Below are 14,024 nucleotides of genomic sequence, written 5' to 3' on the forward strand. Positions count from 1 at the left end.
CCTCGGCAGCCAATTGCTCGGTCGCTATTCGGTGCAGAAGGGCGTGAGACCCATGGCCGACTTGACGCCCTGGACCACGAGCTTCTGGAACTCGATGGCCCCCACGCCCGAGAGGTCCGCGGTGAAGGAGTGGGCGTTGTGCCCGAGGGTCGTGAGCCATGCCCGGCCACCGTCGTAGTACTGGCACCAGGCGACCGGATGGAAGTCCGCATGGCCCGGATGCGGCGCCGCCGTCAGCGGCTTCAGTGTCGAGGTGTCGACCTTCGCCAGGAACTTCACCTTCGTGGGGAAGGGCATGAGGTTGTACCACTCGTCCTGGAAGGAAAAGCGCTTGGGCACGTCCTTCGTCGACGGGTCATCCGAGACGATCTCGACATCACCGGCGCGATTCGGCCCGTGGTTGTAGAAGTTCGCGTTGCCGAGCAGGCCTTCGTAGTAGGGCCAGTTGTACTCCGCGCCGAAAGCGTTGTGCAGGCCGACGAAGCCGCCGCCGCGGCGCATGTAGTTGCGCAGCGCGGTGCGCGCGGCGTCCTGGCTCGTGCTGACCGCGCCGTTCCACAGCGTGTCGCGGTTCGAGCTCGCGAAAATGATCGCCTTGTAGTTGTTGATGCGGCTGCTGAGGACCGCGACGTCCTCCGTCCAGTCGACCGTGATGCCTTCGGCCGACAGCATGCGAACCAGGCCCGCCTGCATCACGTTGTCCGGATTCATCACCGGGTTCAAACCCGCGGCCATCGGCGTGCCCAGCACGGCATGACGCGGCCCCGCGGTGCGCGAATAGACCAGCACCCGGTCCGGCGTCGAAGCGAAGGCCCCCCAGTCGTTGTAGCACTTGGGATTCGTTCCCCTGCAGACGTTGTAGTAGGTGTCGAAGCTGTCGTCGGGGGCTTCGGCCACCGGGTCCGTTGGCTGAACCGGTGTCTCGCCCGCAGGCTCGGTCGGATTGCTCGGTGCCGCCGGCGCCACGGGAAGGGCCGTGAGCGGCACCCCTCCACCACCTCCGCTTCCTCCTCCGCATGCAGTCACGGCCAGCGTCACGGCCGCCGCCAAGGCGAGCCTGAGAGTCAATGATTTGGCAAATTCCAAGGGAGTCTCCTCGTTCTGATCGATGGCGCAGAGTGCGAGCGCTCTGCCGATGCTGGCCGACCGTTGCGCTGCGGCGGGGTTGACCGGGGGCGATCATAGGAATTTTCTGGAAAGTATTTCCATCATGGAAATCCCTTCCTATTTCAATCGATCTGAAGATTGGCGCCCTCGGACTGACCCCGCGGATTGCGCAGTGGGAGCCGGCATCGGTGTCTAGGCGGCCGCCATCAGCACCGGCGTCGGGACGGTGATCGCGCTTGGCGTGGTCGCGCTGGGCTAGGAAACTGCTCGCCGGACGAACAAGACAAACTGCACGACGACTACAAGCAGAAGTGCGGGCAGTCCGACAGGCTGGGTGCCTGCATGGCCGGCCCGAGCCCATCCCAGCGTTCGGCGAGAAGACAGGTTTTCGGACAATGCGCGCGAGCGCGCGAGTAAATCATGGACCCGTGCTTTGCTCGGAGCACTTCATCGAGATGCACCTGGACCTCGGCAACGTGTTCAGGGACGAAGACCCCGCTTCCTCGCATCCCTGGGCGACGCGCAAGCCGGATGCGTTGCGCCGGTGCTCCTGTCTCGCATCGCGAAGAAAGGCAATGGCGCGCCTGCGCCAGGAGGCGCTGGACCGTTATTTGGGACTCTTCCTGCCTGCAAGCGCACGAGATCCGGCCGTGCGCCACTGGACCCTGTCACGACGCCCGCAGCGGCAGTGCTCAAAGACCATCGCAGGAGGTTTCCTGGATGCCGCAGATCTTGTTGAGCCATGTCCGGAACCGTCCCTTGGGTACGCCTGCACGCGCCGCAGCAGCGATCTGCAACGGCCGCAGGTTGGCGGGGAAGCGGGCTTCCTCGTACTCGACCTGGACCCATCGCCCCCGGCAGTCGACGGGCCGGCCGGCGGCCACGGTGCTGTCGCCATCGAACAGCGAGTCATCCTGCAACCGGATCGTCGCGGGCGCACCTGGCGACGGCGCCGCACGTCCTGCCTTGGCCTGCGACTTCACGACCAGCTTGCGGCCGCTGACCCAGCCTTCGCCCTTGTAGACGGGCCGGGGTGCCTGCCCGGTCAACATGTCGTCGTCCGCTGCCTCGCGGATCTTGAACCAGCCGTTGGCGCTGGCCGTGACACCCACGCGAACGCGCACTCGCAGTCCGGATCCATCCGACCAGACCGACGGCAGCTTGCCAAGCACCTTCGCCGTGGGGGCGGGCTCCGCGCGCACATTGAGGCCGGCGGGGTCGGTCTCTTCGACGAAGGCCGTGAACTGGCAACTCGACGATTCCGGCGAGCCACCCGAGGCCTGGGCTGTCCCACCAAGGAGGGCAAGCGCCAACAGCAGGGCCGGCGCCACGGAGAAATTTCGGTCATTGGCCATCAACGAGCTCGCAAAGAGAAAGGAGGAAGGAGTAAGCCAGGCCGTCAGCAAGAACGAGGCTTCCTTGATGGGTTCCTCGGGACCACATGTTCACGACTGGCGCATTGTCAGCGCTGTTCCAGTGACTTTCCAGGAACTGCACCGCGCGTTCGGAGTGAATTCCTTGGGTGACATTTCATGCAGCCATCCGGCGACACGCCCAGCCTCCACGCGCCGACGCATGCTCACATGACAAGGTTTTCGCGGGCATCTGGGTCAGCGCCATCCTGCGATCCCGCAGCACGTGCAGGCCACCTTCCGCCCCGTGCACCAAGGCCCGCCGGCGAACCACGGGGGAATGCACGCGAGCCCACTTTCCAAACACCATAGCCCACCCTCGAAACGCATTGCCCCTCTGGCTGCTGCTGGCGGCAGCGCCATGCCCTGCCGCAGGCATCGAGGACATGCGCTCCCACGGCTCCACGCAGGGCCTGTACGAGATCCGTGAACGGGCCCGCGCATTCGTTGCGCAGCACAACGCAAAGGGCGGCGTGATCTGGCACGCTGGCGAGCCGAATCTCAAGGTCTTCGTGCCACGCTGCGCTGTCGCGCTGGATGCACGGTGGGACACGATTCGCTGGTCGTCGACCGACGCGCGGGGTGCCGTGATACCGCAAAGTCGTCGTGTGATCGCAGTGCGATGCGCACGCACCGTCGATCCACCGCAGCAATGGGACGTCCACGTTCCCGTGACCACAAACGGCTCGGCACCGAGAGAAAGATAGGGGCGGACCATTCAGCGAATCGGCCGTATGGTGCTTCCATGGCCATGGGCGCACGGTGCAGGCGGGCCCGTGCCATCAATGGTGAATCAAGCGACCCTCCGCAGGCTGTCCGCCAGGCGCTGACTGGCTGACATTGGCGGACGGCGTACCGCTTCCTTTCTTGTACGCCAAGGTCACCACGCCACCGATCGGTGCATGCGGCAAGGCCGGCACGATGCGCTGGAACCTCGCAGTTCCCTCAGCGGACGACATCGGAATGGCGCAATTCAGCGGCGCGCTGCCGGACGGCTTCCCGATCGATGAACTGGCTGAGGATCGACCACTGGCGCGTGATGGTGGTGACATACATCCTGAGCGCGCCCACAAAGCCCGCAAGGAACGGAACGACCAACAAGCCACGGGCGACCTGCGGCCCCATGAGACAGACGAAAAACGTCGCGGACAAGGTCAGCCACAGGGCGATGCCCAGGCCCCACGATGCCAAGCGCCAGCGCTTCGGCGATGGGTCCTCGCTGGTCAGCAGACGCTCCAGCGCGAAGACCACCTGGCGTTCTCGTTCTTGATGATTCACGGTTGTCCAATGTGTGACACGAACAGACGGTTCGAGGCGGAGATGAAGTGACCTGGGCAGGCCGTTCGCTCGGGCTGACATTCGTCGACTGCCGGGCGCGAAGGCTTGCATGGATCTTAGTCCGGGTGCCGTGTTTGCCATGCGCAAGCCGGCCCATGGTTCAGGACCTTTTTCTTGAGCGCGTCGACCTTCTCCCCCTGGCCAGGTTGGCCTTCCGATCCGGCGGTTGGACTTCGGCCTTAGGCCAGAATCTGGCTTTCGAAGTGGCTTTCCAGCCGCTAGATGACAGACAAGAGGAGCGAATGAACAGGACTCAGGCCGCTTGGGCATACGCGCTGCACGGGCACGACGACGACACGTACATGCTGGGGGACGAAACGTACAAGCCCGATCCTCAGAGTAGCGAGTGGCGTTTCGGGAGCATGGGTCACCCGCATCCAGCCACCTGTCCGGAATGCGGCGGCAAGGTCGACCCCGACTACATCCATCCCGGGTACCGCGTGAAGAAGCGCCGCAGAGACATCACTGCGACTTATGACGGCTACCTCCTGGTCTCCGCGCACCTGCGCAAGGTGCTCCAAGACCATGGTGCAACGAGAGAGGACTTTGTTGCACTACCGGCGGATCCGGACTACTTCTGGCTGCGCCCGCAAATCGCACTGGACTACGCTGCGGCCGAACGCGCGAGACATTGCGCGTCGTGCCGCCAGTTTGCCGATGAAGTCGTCCCCATCCCGGTGTTCTTGGGAAAACTTGCCGAGCCCATCGCGGCAGGGGTGTATCGCTCCTGCCTTGAGTTTGGCTCGACGCCGCTGAAGGCATTTCAAGTCGTCGTCGGGGTGCGTACCGCACTGGCGATCCAGGCCCACCCCCTGGTGGGCATCGAGCTGGAGCAACTTCGCGCGTAGCTGACGAACGTTCGGCCAGGGGGATGATGTCCAACCGGATCGATGCGCAGCACGCCGATCGCAGGCAGCGCCATCGACACCCCGATCATCTTCCAGCTCTCGTCGGCTGGGGATGTCCGAACGCTCATCAAGAAGCATACTTTCTCGCATGACACGTTCCACATCGCCCCTTGTCGATCCAGGCGCCATTCTTCGCAGCCTCTCGGAAGCGGAAGCTGCAGCGCTTGTCACCGCATGGCTGCACGCGTTCGGTCAACAACGACAGGGGCTCAACTTGAAAGCCTACCTGTGGCACGTATTCAGCGGTGGCGCTCATGCGAGCTGGGCGGGCAAGCAGGCACTGGCCGGGTACGAAGCCATGGAAGCACCCGAATACCTTGTCCTTTCCAATGACCGAAAGACGGCTTTCTCCACCGATCAGCGTCCGGTGTGTTGGATTCCGCCGATCTCTGACCCAAGGGGGGTGCGGACAAAAACTTGGACTACCAGGAGGTAGTTCATGTATTCCTACGAAGATCGGATTCGAGCTGTTGAGCTCTACATCAAGCTGGGCAAACGCGTCAGACCCACCATCCGCCAGCTGGGTTATCCAACCAAGAATTCTCTGAAGGGCTGGTACAACGAATACCAGCAGAAGCTCGACTTGCCGACGGGCTATGCGGGCCGAGCAGCCAAGTTCTCGAAGGAACAGAAGGCGGCAGCGATCAAGCACTACCTCACTCACGACCGCTGCATTGCGGCCACCATGAGGGCACTGGGCTACCCCGGCAGGGGGACGCTAACTTCCTGGATTCGCGAGGCCCTTCCTGAGGCCAGAAGGGCTGTCGTCGGCAGTGTGAAGCGACGAAGGCATTCCACAGAGCTGATGCAGGCTGGAGTCATGGGGCTTTGCACGCGCGAGGAAAGTGCCCAGGCGATAGCCGACAAGTTCGGCGTGTGCCGGCCAACGCTGTACAACTGGAAGAACCAACTTCTTGGACGTGAGGCACCCGCATCCATGAAACGCACCCATCCATCTTCGCCTTCGCAGGAGCGCGACGAGCTCGAGCGCCAGGTTGAGTCGCTGCGCCGAGAAGTCAGGCAACTGCGCCTCGAGCAGGATCTCTTGAACAAGGCCAACGAACTGTTAAAAAAAGGCCTGGGCGTCGACCTGCAGCTCCTGTCCAACCGGGAGAAGACACTGCTGATTGACGCCCTCAGGGAGCACCATGGCCTGCCAGAGCTCCTTGCACAGTTGGATCTTGCGCGCAGCTCGTACTTCTACCATCGGGCCCGTGCAGCGGTGGGGGACAAGTACCTGGAGGTGCGGCAATCCATCACCGACATCTTTGAGTCGAACCACCGCTGCTATGGCTACCGCAGGCTGCAGGCTTCGCTCGCGAGGCAGGACGTCACGATCTCCGAGAAGGTCGTGCAGCGATTGATGAAGCAGGAAAGCCTGGTTGTTCCAAGGCCCAGGAAGCGCAGATATGCGTCATACCTTGGCGAGATCAGCCCAGCGCCGGAGAACCTCATCAACCGTGACTTCCAGGCCGCAGTCCCCAACGCGAAATGGCTCACAGACATCACAGAGTTCCAGATCCCGGCGGGCAAGGTGTACCTCTCGCCCATCATCGACTGCTTCGATGGAATGGTCGTCAGTTGGACCATTGGGACCAATCCGGACGCGGAGTTGGTCAACACGATGCTGGACGCAGCCATCGAGACGGTGGCCGACACGGCTGATCGGCCCGTGGTTCACTCCGATCGTGGCGGCCACTACCGCTGGCCAGGTTGGCTATCAAGAATGAGCGACGCAAACTTCATTCGCTCGATGTCTCGCAAGGCATGCTCGCCCGACAACGCAGCCTGCGAAGGCTTCTTCGGTCGGCTGAAGAACGAACTGTTCTATCCTCGAAACTGGAAGAACGCCACCATTGCGCAATTCATCGAGGCGCTCGACTCGTACGTCCGCTGGTACAACGAGAAGCGGATCAAGATCTCTCTTGGCTCTCTCAGCCCCATCGAATACCGGGTGAGCCTTGGACTTGCGGCATAAACCAGTCCAAGTTTTTATCCGCACCCCCTTACTGCGTTTAGAGGGTCAATTTTCGGTGGCAATCAACACTCCGACGATTTCGAGGCCTGCTCAGCTCTCGATGCTGATCTTCAATCAGTCCCACTTTGGACTGCCACTCAAGCCAGCCCCGCCGTCGGAGATGGCGGCGAGATTCACTAGCGCGCAAGGAATGCGAGCGCCCTGCGCACGAAATCGCCATGGAACTGGAACACCGCGCCGTGTCCGGAATCGGGATAGATGATGAGTTCGCTGTTCGGGAGCCGCTCGGCCAGATCGCGGGTGTTTCTGCTCGGGACCATGCGATCGCTGTCGCCGTTCGCAACGAGGACGGGGTGATGAACCTTCGACAAGTCCGCAGGCGCCTTGTTGCCCCACCGGCGCAGCGCCTTCAACTGGGCCTGCAGCGCGGCCACGGTGATTTTCTTGTCGCGATCTTCGGTACGTTCCTGGATGCGCAGCAGGAACTCCTTGCCCGCGCGGATCCCGGAGGGCGTTCGGGTAAAGAACAGGAATTGCTTCGGGTCCTGGAAGCTGAGCCAGCCCCGAAGCATGTCGAGGTACGTCACCCGCGCCACCTTGCTGATGCCTTCGCCACCGGCGGGGCCCGTCCCCGTGATGATCATCTTGCGCGCGAGCGCGGGCTTCATCAACACGATCTCCTGGGCGATCATTCCGCCCATCGAGAATCCGAAGAGGTCGACCTGATCGAAGCCCATTGCCTCGACGAAAGCGATCGCGTCCTGCGCCATCTCCTCCATCGATGCCGACGGAGAACCACTCGAAGCACCGACACCGCGGTTGTCGAACGCGATCACACGATGTCTGGCCGCGAACCCGTCGATGACCCGGGGATCCCAGTTGTCCAGCACCGCGGCCAGATGGATGAGGCACACAAGCGGTGGGCCGGGGTTGTCCGCCCCGAGTTCCCGGTAGGCGAACTTCACACCGCCCGCCGTGATCGTTCGCGTTCGTACGCTTTTCCAGGTGCTCTTCAATTCTTGCGGCTCGTTCATGTTGCTCCACCCTCACGGTGCTCATGTGGTCGGCTGATCAGCCTTGCTCGGCGTCTTGACTCGATCGTTGGTGCCGCTGGCGTCCCTCAAGCGACAAGGACCGGATAGTCGGTGTAGCCCCTGGGGCCGGGGGTGTAGAACGTCGCCGTGTCGATGACATTCAGCGCCGTGTCGTTTCGCATGCGCTCCACCAGATCGGGATTGGCAAGGAAGGAACGGGCAAAGGCGATGAGGTCCGCCTGGCCCGCTTCGAGCGCGCTTTCGGCCTTGGCGCGATCGAAGCCGCCGGCGAGGATGAACAGGCCCTGGAACGCGGTGCGCAACTGGGCTTTCAACTCGGCAGGCACCGGCGGAGCGCCCATCGCCGAGTGGTCTAGCAGGTGGACATACTGCAGGCCCAGCTTCGACAGTTTCTCTGTGAGCGCCAGGTATTGCGCCTCGACCTCGGGAAACGCGCCCGTGCTGTTGAACACGCCATACGGCGACAGCCGGATGCCGACACGCTGTGCACCGATGACGGCCGCGGTGGCACTGGCGACCTCGAGCGCGAAGCGGTTGCGCCCTTCGATGCCTGCGCCATAGGCATCGGTACGCTGGTTCACATTGGCGTTCAGGAACTGCTCGATCAGATAGCCGTTTGCGGCATGGAGCTCGACGCCGTCGAATCCTGCTTCGATGGCAAGCCGCGCAGCGTTCGCGTATTCGTCGACCGCGCGGGCGATATCGATCGCGGTCATGGCCCTCGGAGCGCTGTGCGGTTGCATGCCCTGGGAGTCGGTGTGCATGTCGCCCGGGCACGGGCTGGCCGTCGGTCCGAGCACTTCCGCACCCGCAGGCAGGTTGGCCGTGTGGCTCACGCGGCCGGTGTGCATGAGCTGGACGAAGATCTTGCCGCCCTTGGCATGGACCGCATCGGTGACAACCTTCCATCCGCGCACATGCACCTCGTTGAAGAGGCCGGGAATGCGCGCATAGCCCAGGCCGTTGGGCGATGGCGAAGTTCCTTCGGTGATGAGGAGCCCCGCCGAAGCGCGCTGGCCGTAGTACTCGGCCATCAGGGTGTTGGGCGTATTGGCGTTGACCGCGCGGCTGCGCGTCATCGGCGCCATGACGGTTCGGTTGGCGAGCCGGATCGAAGGGGTGACGAGAGGTTCGAAAAGCATGGAAATCCTGGACAGATGGAGGTCGTTCGAGGCCTGGTCAGAGGCAATGGGCAGCTTCAGCGATCTGGCGCGTGTCGGGCTCACGACGCCTGCGGAAGGTAGCTGGGCCGCGCCGCGGTCATGCCCTGCTTGACCTGCAGGGTGAGGTCGTCCGCCAGCACCTCATCGAGGCCCGATTCGAGGCCATCGAGCGCGCGCCTGACGATCTCCTGCGCACTGGACTTCGGAACGTCGAAGCCACGCGTGAGGTCGGTGTCGACATAGGCCATGTGCAGCCCCAGCACTTGCGTCTTCTGCGCCGCCAGTTCGCTGCGCAGTGCATTGGTCAGCGACCAGGCCGCGGACTTGCTTGCCGAATAGGCAGCGAGCTCCCCGCCGTTCACCCACGAGGCCACGGACAGGACGTTGAGCAATGCCCCGCCGCCGTTGCCTTTGAGAATCGGCGCGAAGGCCTTGCTCATGCGCAGCACAGCGAAGAAGTTGGTTTCGAAGATCCGCCGTGCGACGTCCTCGCTGTCGGCCGCCAGAAAGCCTCCTGGCTGCGCAATGCCGGCGTTATTGATCACCAGCGTCGCATCGGATGCCAGCGCCGCAGCGGCCGCCACATCTTCCGGGCGGGTGACATCGAGCCGGAGGGTCTGCACACCGTCCTGTGTGACGGTTGCGGGATCGCGCGCGGCTGCGTAGACCTTGCGCGCACCGCGGGCGAGCAGCGCGCGCGCGAATGCCAGGCCGATGCCGCGGTTGGCGCCGGTGACGAGGGCAACAGTGTTTTCGATCTTCATGGGAATCTCCAAGGTGGAAAAAAGCAGCTTCACTTGAACTTGATGACGACCTTGCCCTTCGCTCGGCCCGCTTCGACATAAGCCAAGGCCTCGTTGATTGACGCGAAGGGAAAGATCCGATCGACGACGGGATGGATCGCTCCGGCTTCGATGAGGCGGGTGATCTCGCGCAGCTGGCTGCCGTTGGCCTTCATGAAGAGGAACGCGTAGTCGATGCCCCGGCCCTTCGCCTTGCGTCGAATGCCAGAGCTCAGCAGCCGCATGACCAGTTTCACGAAACCGGGTGCCGCGATTTCCTTGCCGAATTCGGGATCGGGCGGCCCGGAGATGGAGATGAGCTTGCCGCCCCTCTTGAGCACCCGCAGAGACTTCTCGAGCGTCTTGCCATCCTGGCTGTTCAGAACCACGTCGTAGCCGTGCAGGATGTCCTCGAAGTCTTGCGACTTGTAGTCGACAACGACATCCGCACCGAGGGTCTTCACGAGCGCGACATTGCCCGTGCTCGTCGTGGTGGCGACCGTGGCGCCCAGATGCTTGGCCAACTGAATGGCAAACGTGCCCACGCCGCCCGAACCCGCCTGGATGAAGGCCTTCTGTCCCCTCTTCAGATTGGCCTTCACAACCAGCGCCTGCCACGCCGTCAGGCCCACCAGAGGGATGGAAGCGGCTTCCTCCATCGTGAGACCCCTGGGCTTGAGTGCCAGCGAGGCCTCCTTGACCGGCACGAATTCTGCGAAGGTGCCAATCCGGAAATCGTCGACTCGCGCATAGACCTCATCGCCTGTTCTGAAGTGCTGCACGCGCGGCCCCACCTTGGCCACGACGCCCGCAACATCGTGGCCCAGTACGAGAGGCAGGCGATAGGGCAGGATGAGCTTGAATTCGCCATCCCGTATCTTGGCGTCCAGCAAGTTGACGCCTGCGGCGTGAACCTGAACCAGAACCTCGTCGTCACGCAGCTCCGGCATCGGGATGTCTGCCGATCGCAAGGCAGCCTTCTTGCCGTATCGATCGAGAACAAATGCTTTCATGGTTCTCCTCCTTATTCCTGGCGCAACCAGGTCTGCGAACGACCCAGCATGGGCACACCGATGTAACCGCGCACGTCGAGCTTCTTGCCGTTGTCGCTCAGGCGCAATTTGCTGCGGTAGACCTTGCCGTTGTCCGGATCGAGGATCTGGCCGCCGACGTACTCGCCCCCCTCCCTGCTCAGACCGCTCAGGATCTCCAGACCGACGACAGGTGCGTCCTTGTTCGTGCCTTCGCACTTGGTGCACCTCGGATTCGGGTCTTCCTGGGGACCAGGAAACACCTTCTCGATCCTGCCCAGCAGCATTCCGCCCGACTCCGTGATGCGGATCAGGGCTCGCGGCTTGCCGCTGACGTCATCCATGTTCTTCCACAGGCCTGTGGGCGATGTCCGGTCGGCGCGCGCATTGACGGACGCGAGCACTGCAGTCAGCGACATCGCCAGGAAGGACAGCGCGAGCCGGATTGCGAGGCGGCGAGAAGCGGGTTTGGCGGTTGTGCGTGCGTGCCATGCTGAGGGGCGGGAGTGATGCCCGACGTTTTTTCCTCGCCCATGCGACTCGTGCCCCATCAAGGCCGACAGGCCCGGCCAAGTGGAGAGAGGGGCGTTGCGTCGAAGGGGAAAACCCAAATATCGCATGATGATCATCATATGTAGATGCGAGCAAAAAGCCGTGTGGATCGGTGAATTCAGGAATGGGCCAGGTGCTTCAGTGCCGCTTCGCGCAGGCTGTTCGACAGCGCTGGCTCGTCGACTGCACGAGCCAGCAACAAGGTGCCCACCATCGTGGCAATGGTCACGAGTGCGCGTTCATGCGCGCCGGGCTGCCCCCAATCAGGCGACTGGCGGGCGACGAGATCGATCATTGCCTTGATATGCCGGGTGGTCACCCGGCGTACTTCGGGCGCTTGGCGCGGCGTTTCCGATCCCAGCGCGGCCAAGGGGCATCCCATCTCAATCTGCTCCAGATGCTCCTGCGAGAGATAGGTGCGAAGCATGCACGCCAGCGCTTGTTCCGAGGACACATTGGCAACAACGTCCGCCGCTGCTGCGGCAGACTCGGCGCACGCGCGGCCCGCCGCTTCCGCCAGCATGGCCTCGCGCGATTCGAAATGGGCATAGAAGGCGCCATGGGTCAGACCGGCCTCCTTCATGATGTCGGCGACCCCGGTGCCGTCATAGCCACTGCGACGAATCGCCCGCGCTGCGGCCACCACGATCCGTTCGTGGGATTCTTCCTTGGCCGCTGCTCGGGCGTTGCCTTTTGCATTTCGCATGATGTTCATCATACATTAATTCAAAGCGCCTGTGTCGCGGTCCGATGGAGCTCGGTTCGTTGAAGAAGTCTGCAACGCCAAGCAGCTTGGCTTCGAGAACCCACGGGACCGGCCCCAGACCCGGCTAGGCGCAGCGGGACACAGACTTGCAGCAGGGGCTGCGCTCAGCCATCTCCGCTTGGTGAGGCAACGGCTCTTCGAGGCTGTCCCGGAGCGGAGCGTCCATGGATAGCGCCCCCTGGGGCATACCGCCCGGCCTTTTTCCGGACCGCGGAGCTCGGGTCCGACTGCACGGCCGCTTCGATCGCAGCCGCGGCATGCCGGTTGCCGTGGACGAACCGGCCGACGACCTCGATCGCCATGGCCCGAACATGCGCGCTGGGATCTTTCGCCAGCAGTTCCATCGCCCGCGGAAGAACCTCGGCCTCCTCCGGCTGGCACGATCCCTCCTTACAACGATCGCAAGCCAGTGTGTGCAGTGTCGTGATCCGCACGCGCTGATCGGCGTCGTCCAGCATTGCGAGCAGGTCCGCCAGCGTGTCGGGCTGCAGGGTATCGATCGAGAAACCGGCAGCAGTGAAAACGCACGTCGGCGTTGCCGTGTCGCAGCCCGGCACGAACCGCGGGAAGCGCCCGCGCTCCCAACTGCAGCAGGCTCCTGTAGGCGGCGGTCGCCCGATACGGCACGGCCAGCACCTCTATCAGGTCGGCGGCTTCGTCTGATCGGCGCAAGGAAATCACCATGAGGCAACCCTCCATCTCAACGGGTCGGCGGACGGACCGGCATGGTACGCGCTGCCTCGAACGGCTGCCATGAAGAAGCGGCAATGTCCGCAACCGGCCCCGAGACCGCCTTCGACCTGCGCTGTCAGTCGTGCGTAAGCGGTTCGTCGATGCGACTTCGTTCAAGTGGGGCGGTCATGGTCAGCACACCGTGAAGGTGCCGTCCGCAAGTGCAGTGTTCATCGATTGCCGAATCAGCAATCAACCGTTCCAAACATTGTGCTAGTAGCACCGCATTGCCATTCCTAGGATGAGGCCCTTTTTCTTGACTCTCCAGAGCCCACTCGATGAACCGTCTTCCTTTCGAAGTCGAGCTTGAGGCACGCAGAAAAACGACATCACGTTCCACGATCCATTAAGCTATAAAAAATAACCAAAAAAGTGATCCGTACCCGCGGCGCTCCATCACCCTCTTCTCTCGTGAATGCTTGTTCGCGAGAGGGCCAACACGAAGCAATGGCAGATTTCGAACTCGCCCAGAAAGACGTCGCGTTGATGGAGCATGCACTGAGGCTCACCTCGGGTTTTGGTCCCTGGCCCGCAGGCTCGATGCAACGACTGCTCGCAAAGTCGCGCGTCAGGCGCTTCGCCCGGCACGAGCTTGTCGGGGTCGAGGCAGGTGAGCCTTGGACCTTCACGATCATCTCGGGTCACGTCATCGTCAGCCGCACGCCGCCCAGAGGGCCGCGCGCGCCGGTGACGCTGCTCGGCCCTGGCAGCCTGATCGGTCTGGTGCGTTTGCTTGAGAACACGCAAGGCATGGAAAGTCCGGAACCGGACCAGCGGGTTCTCTATGACTTCAGTGCCTGTCTGGATACGACAGTCGTTCAGATGCCGACGGCGCTGATCCTGCAGTTTCTCGACGAACAGCCTGCGCTGTGGAGAGACATGGCCGTCATGCTGATGAAGCAGCACCGACAGGTCCTGGATACCCTGCTCGGCGCCTGGATGGGCTCCTTTTCCCAGCGTCTGGCATCGACACTCGAAAGACTGGCGATGCTCTACGGAAGCAAGGACGGATCAGCCATCAAGATCGGCCTGCGGATCACCCAGGAAGACCTCGCGGCCCTGTTGCAGGTCACGAGGCAGTCCGTCAACAAGGCCCTTCGCAAGCTGGCCGAAAGCGGCGCGATTGGCCTCAACTACAACTCGATCAGCGTGCTTGATCTGAAGGTCCTGCGAAGTCATGCGAGTGCAGTTCCGTAGGCT

At 62.9% G+C, this 14,024-nt stretch carries 16 protein-coding genes; 6 read left to right on the forward strand and 10 right to left on the reverse strand.

Going from position 1 to position 14,024, the window contains the following annotated elements; translation table 11 throughout:
• Nucleotides 1-24: 24 nt before the first annotated feature.
• Entirely contained in the window at nt 25-1,086 is a 1,062-nt protein-coding gene (locus BMY35_RS34910; protein ID WP_093209374.1) for a ThuA domain-containing protein, read from the reverse strand.
• Nucleotides 1,087-1,799: 713 nt separating this feature from the next.
• Entirely contained in the window at nt 1,800-2,513 is a 714-nt protein-coding gene (locus BMY35_RS34915; protein ID WP_093209375.1) for an SH3 domain-containing protein, read from the reverse strand.
• A 335-nt stretch (nt 2,514-2,848) separates the two neighbouring features.
• Between BMY35_RS34915 and BMY35_RS38105 the strand changes: the two genes are divergently transcribed.
• Nucleotides 2,849-3,226, forward strand: a complete 378-nt coding sequence (locus BMY35_RS38105) for a hypothetical protein (RefSeq protein WP_143080805.1) — start codon at nt 2,849-2,851, stop codon at nt 3,224-3,226.
• Nucleotides 3,227-3,464: 238 nt separating this feature from the next.
• Here the strand turns inward: BMY35_RS38105 and BMY35_RS34920 are convergent, their stop codons facing one another.
• Nucleotides 3,465-3,797 carry a hypothetical protein gene (locus tag BMY35_RS34920; protein WP_143080806.1) on the reverse strand — a complete coding sequence of 111 codons (333 nt, stop codon included), beginning with the start codon at nt 3,795-3,797 and terminating at the stop codon, nt 3,465-3,467.
• Nucleotides 3,798-3,952: 155 nt separating this feature from the next.
• Here BMY35_RS34920 and BMY35_RS34925 point away from each other — a divergent pair, with 155 nt between their 5' ends.
• The 3 genes from BMY35_RS34925 (at nt 3,953) to BMY35_RS34930 (ending at nt 6,743) form a co-directional block, all read left to right on the forward strand.
• Nucleotides 3,953-4,705 carry a hypothetical protein gene (locus tag BMY35_RS34925; RefSeq protein ID WP_093209378.1) on the forward strand — a complete coding sequence of 251 codons (753 nt, stop codon included), beginning with the start codon at nt 3,953-3,955 and terminating at the stop codon, nt 4,703-4,705.
• Nucleotides 4,706-4,853: 148 nt separating this feature from the next.
• On the forward strand, nt 4,854-5,201 hold the full coding sequence (locus tag BMY35_RS38110) for a hypothetical protein (RefSeq protein ID WP_143080807.1): 348 nt from the start codon (nt 4,854-4,856) through the stop codon (nt 5,199-5,201).
• A 3-nt stretch (nt 5,202-5,204) separates the two neighbouring features.
• Nucleotides 5,205-6,743: an IS3 family transposase gene (locus BMY35_RS34930; protein WP_093209380.1), complete on the forward strand. Its 1,539-nt coding sequence runs from the start codon at nt 5,205-5,207 to the stop codon at nt 6,741-6,743.
• 176 nt (nt 6,744-6,919) lie between these two features.
• Here the strand turns inward: BMY35_RS34930 and BMY35_RS34935 are convergent, their stop codons facing one another.
• The 7 genes from BMY35_RS34935 to BMY35_RS39185 form a co-directional block, all read right to left on the reverse strand.
• The gene (locus BMY35_RS34935) at nt 6,920-7,777 is read right to left on the reverse strand and encodes an alpha/beta fold hydrolase (RefSeq protein ID WP_093209381.1); all 858 of its coding nucleotides are present in this window, start codon (nt 7,775-7,777) and stop codon (nt 6,920-6,922) included.
• Nucleotides 7,778-7,863: 86 nt separating this feature from the next.
• Nucleotides 7,864-8,940, reverse strand: coding sequence for an alkene reductase (locus BMY35_RS34940; RefSeq protein ID WP_093209383.1), 1,077 nt, complete (start codon nt 8,938-8,940; stop codon nt 7,864-7,866).
• 80 nt (nt 8,941-9,020) lie between these two features.
• Nucleotides 9,021-9,725, reverse strand: a complete 705-nt coding sequence (locus BMY35_RS34945) for an SDR family oxidoreductase (protein WP_093209410.1) — start codon at nt 9,723-9,725, stop codon at nt 9,021-9,023.
• A 29-nt stretch (nt 9,726-9,754) separates the two neighbouring features.
• Nucleotides 9,755-10,756 carry an NADP-dependent oxidoreductase gene (locus BMY35_RS34950; protein WP_093209384.1) on the reverse strand — a complete coding sequence of 334 codons (1,002 nt, stop codon included), beginning with the start codon at nt 10,754-10,756 and terminating at the stop codon, nt 9,755-9,757.
• 11 nt (nt 10,757-10,767) lie between these two features.
• Nucleotides 10,768-11,193 carry a DUF2147 domain-containing protein gene (locus BMY35_RS34955; RefSeq protein WP_093209386.1) on the reverse strand — a complete coding sequence of 142 codons (426 nt, stop codon included), beginning with the start codon at nt 11,191-11,193 and terminating at the stop codon, nt 10,768-10,770.
• A 251-nt stretch (nt 11,194-11,444) separates the two neighbouring features.
• Nucleotides 11,445-12,044: a TetR/AcrR family transcriptional regulator gene (locus tag BMY35_RS34960; protein WP_093209387.1), complete on the reverse strand. Its 600-nt coding sequence runs from the start codon at nt 12,042-12,044 to the stop codon at nt 11,445-11,447.
• 152 nt (nt 12,045-12,196) lie between these two features.
• The gene (locus BMY35_RS39185) at nt 12,197-12,649 is read right to left on the reverse strand and encodes a HEAT repeat domain-containing protein (protein WP_093209389.1); all 453 of its coding nucleotides are present in this window, start codon (nt 12,647-12,649) and stop codon (nt 12,197-12,199) included.
• Here BMY35_RS39185 and BMY35_RS38490 point away from each other — a divergent pair.
• Both BMY35_RS38490 and BMY35_RS34970 read left to right on the forward strand, forming a co-directional pair.
• A complete protein-coding gene (locus BMY35_RS38490; protein ID WP_177213783.1) occupies nt 12,609-12,755 on the forward strand; it encodes a hypothetical protein in 147 nt (48 codons plus the stop codon). The genes BMY35_RS39185 and BMY35_RS38490 overlap by 41 nt on opposite strands.
• Nucleotides 12,756-13,271: 516 nt before the next feature.
• The gene (locus BMY35_RS34970) at nt 13,272-14,021 is read left to right on the forward strand and encodes a Crp/Fnr family transcriptional regulator (RefSeq protein WP_093209390.1); all 750 of its coding nucleotides are present in this window, start codon (nt 13,272-13,274) and stop codon (nt 14,019-14,021) included.
• The last annotated feature ends 3 nt before the right edge of the window (nt 14,022-14,024 follow it).

Source organism: Variovorax sp. YR750 (genome assembly GCF_900109805.1).
Taxonomy (GTDB): Bacteria; Pseudomonadota; Gammaproteobacteria; order Burkholderiales; family Burkholderiaceae_C; genus Variovorax; species Variovorax gossypii.

What these genes read in the sequence shown, in the direction of transcription:
- BMY35_RS34925 (WP_093209378.1), top strand. Translation starts at nt 3,953, where the DNA reads ATGGTTCAGGACCTTTTTCTTGAGCGCGTCGACCTTCTCCCCCTGGCC.
- BMY35_RS38110 (WP_143080807.1), top strand. Translation starts at nt 4,854, where the DNA reads ATGACACGTTCCACATCGCCCCTTGTCGATCCAGGCGCCATTCTTCGC.
- BMY35_RS34930 (WP_093209380.1), top strand. Translation starts at nt 5,205, where the DNA reads ATGTATTCCTACGAAGATCGGATTCGAGCTGTTGAGCTCTACATCAAG.
- BMY35_RS34935 (WP_093209381.1), bottom strand. Translation starts at nt 7,777, where the DNA reads ATGAACGAGCCGCAAGAATTGAAGAGCACCTGGAAAAGCGTACGAACG.
- BMY35_RS34940 (WP_093209383.1), bottom strand. Translation starts at nt 8,940, where the DNA reads ATGCTTTTCGAACCTCTCGTCACCCCTTCGATCCGGCTCGCCAACCGA.
- BMY35_RS34945 (WP_093209410.1), bottom strand. Translation starts at nt 9,725, where the DNA reads ATGAAGATCGAAAACACTGTTGCCCTCGTCACCGGCGCCAACCGCGGC.
- BMY35_RS34950 (WP_093209384.1), bottom strand. Translation starts at nt 10,756, where the DNA reads ATGAAAGCATTTGTTCTCGATCGATACGGCAAGAAGGCTGCCTTGCGA.
- BMY35_RS34955 (WP_093209386.1), bottom strand. Translation starts at nt 11,193, where the DNA reads ATGTCGCTGACTGCAGTGCTCGCGTCCGTCAATGCGCGCGCCGACCGG.
- BMY35_RS34960 (WP_093209387.1), bottom strand. Translation starts at nt 12,044, where the DNA reads ATGATGAACATCATGCGAAATGCAAAAGGCAACGCCCGAGCAGCGGCC.
- BMY35_RS34970 (WP_093209390.1), top strand. Translation starts at nt 13,272, where the DNA reads ATGGCAGATTTCGAACTCGCCCAGAAAGACGTCGCGTTGATGGAGCAT.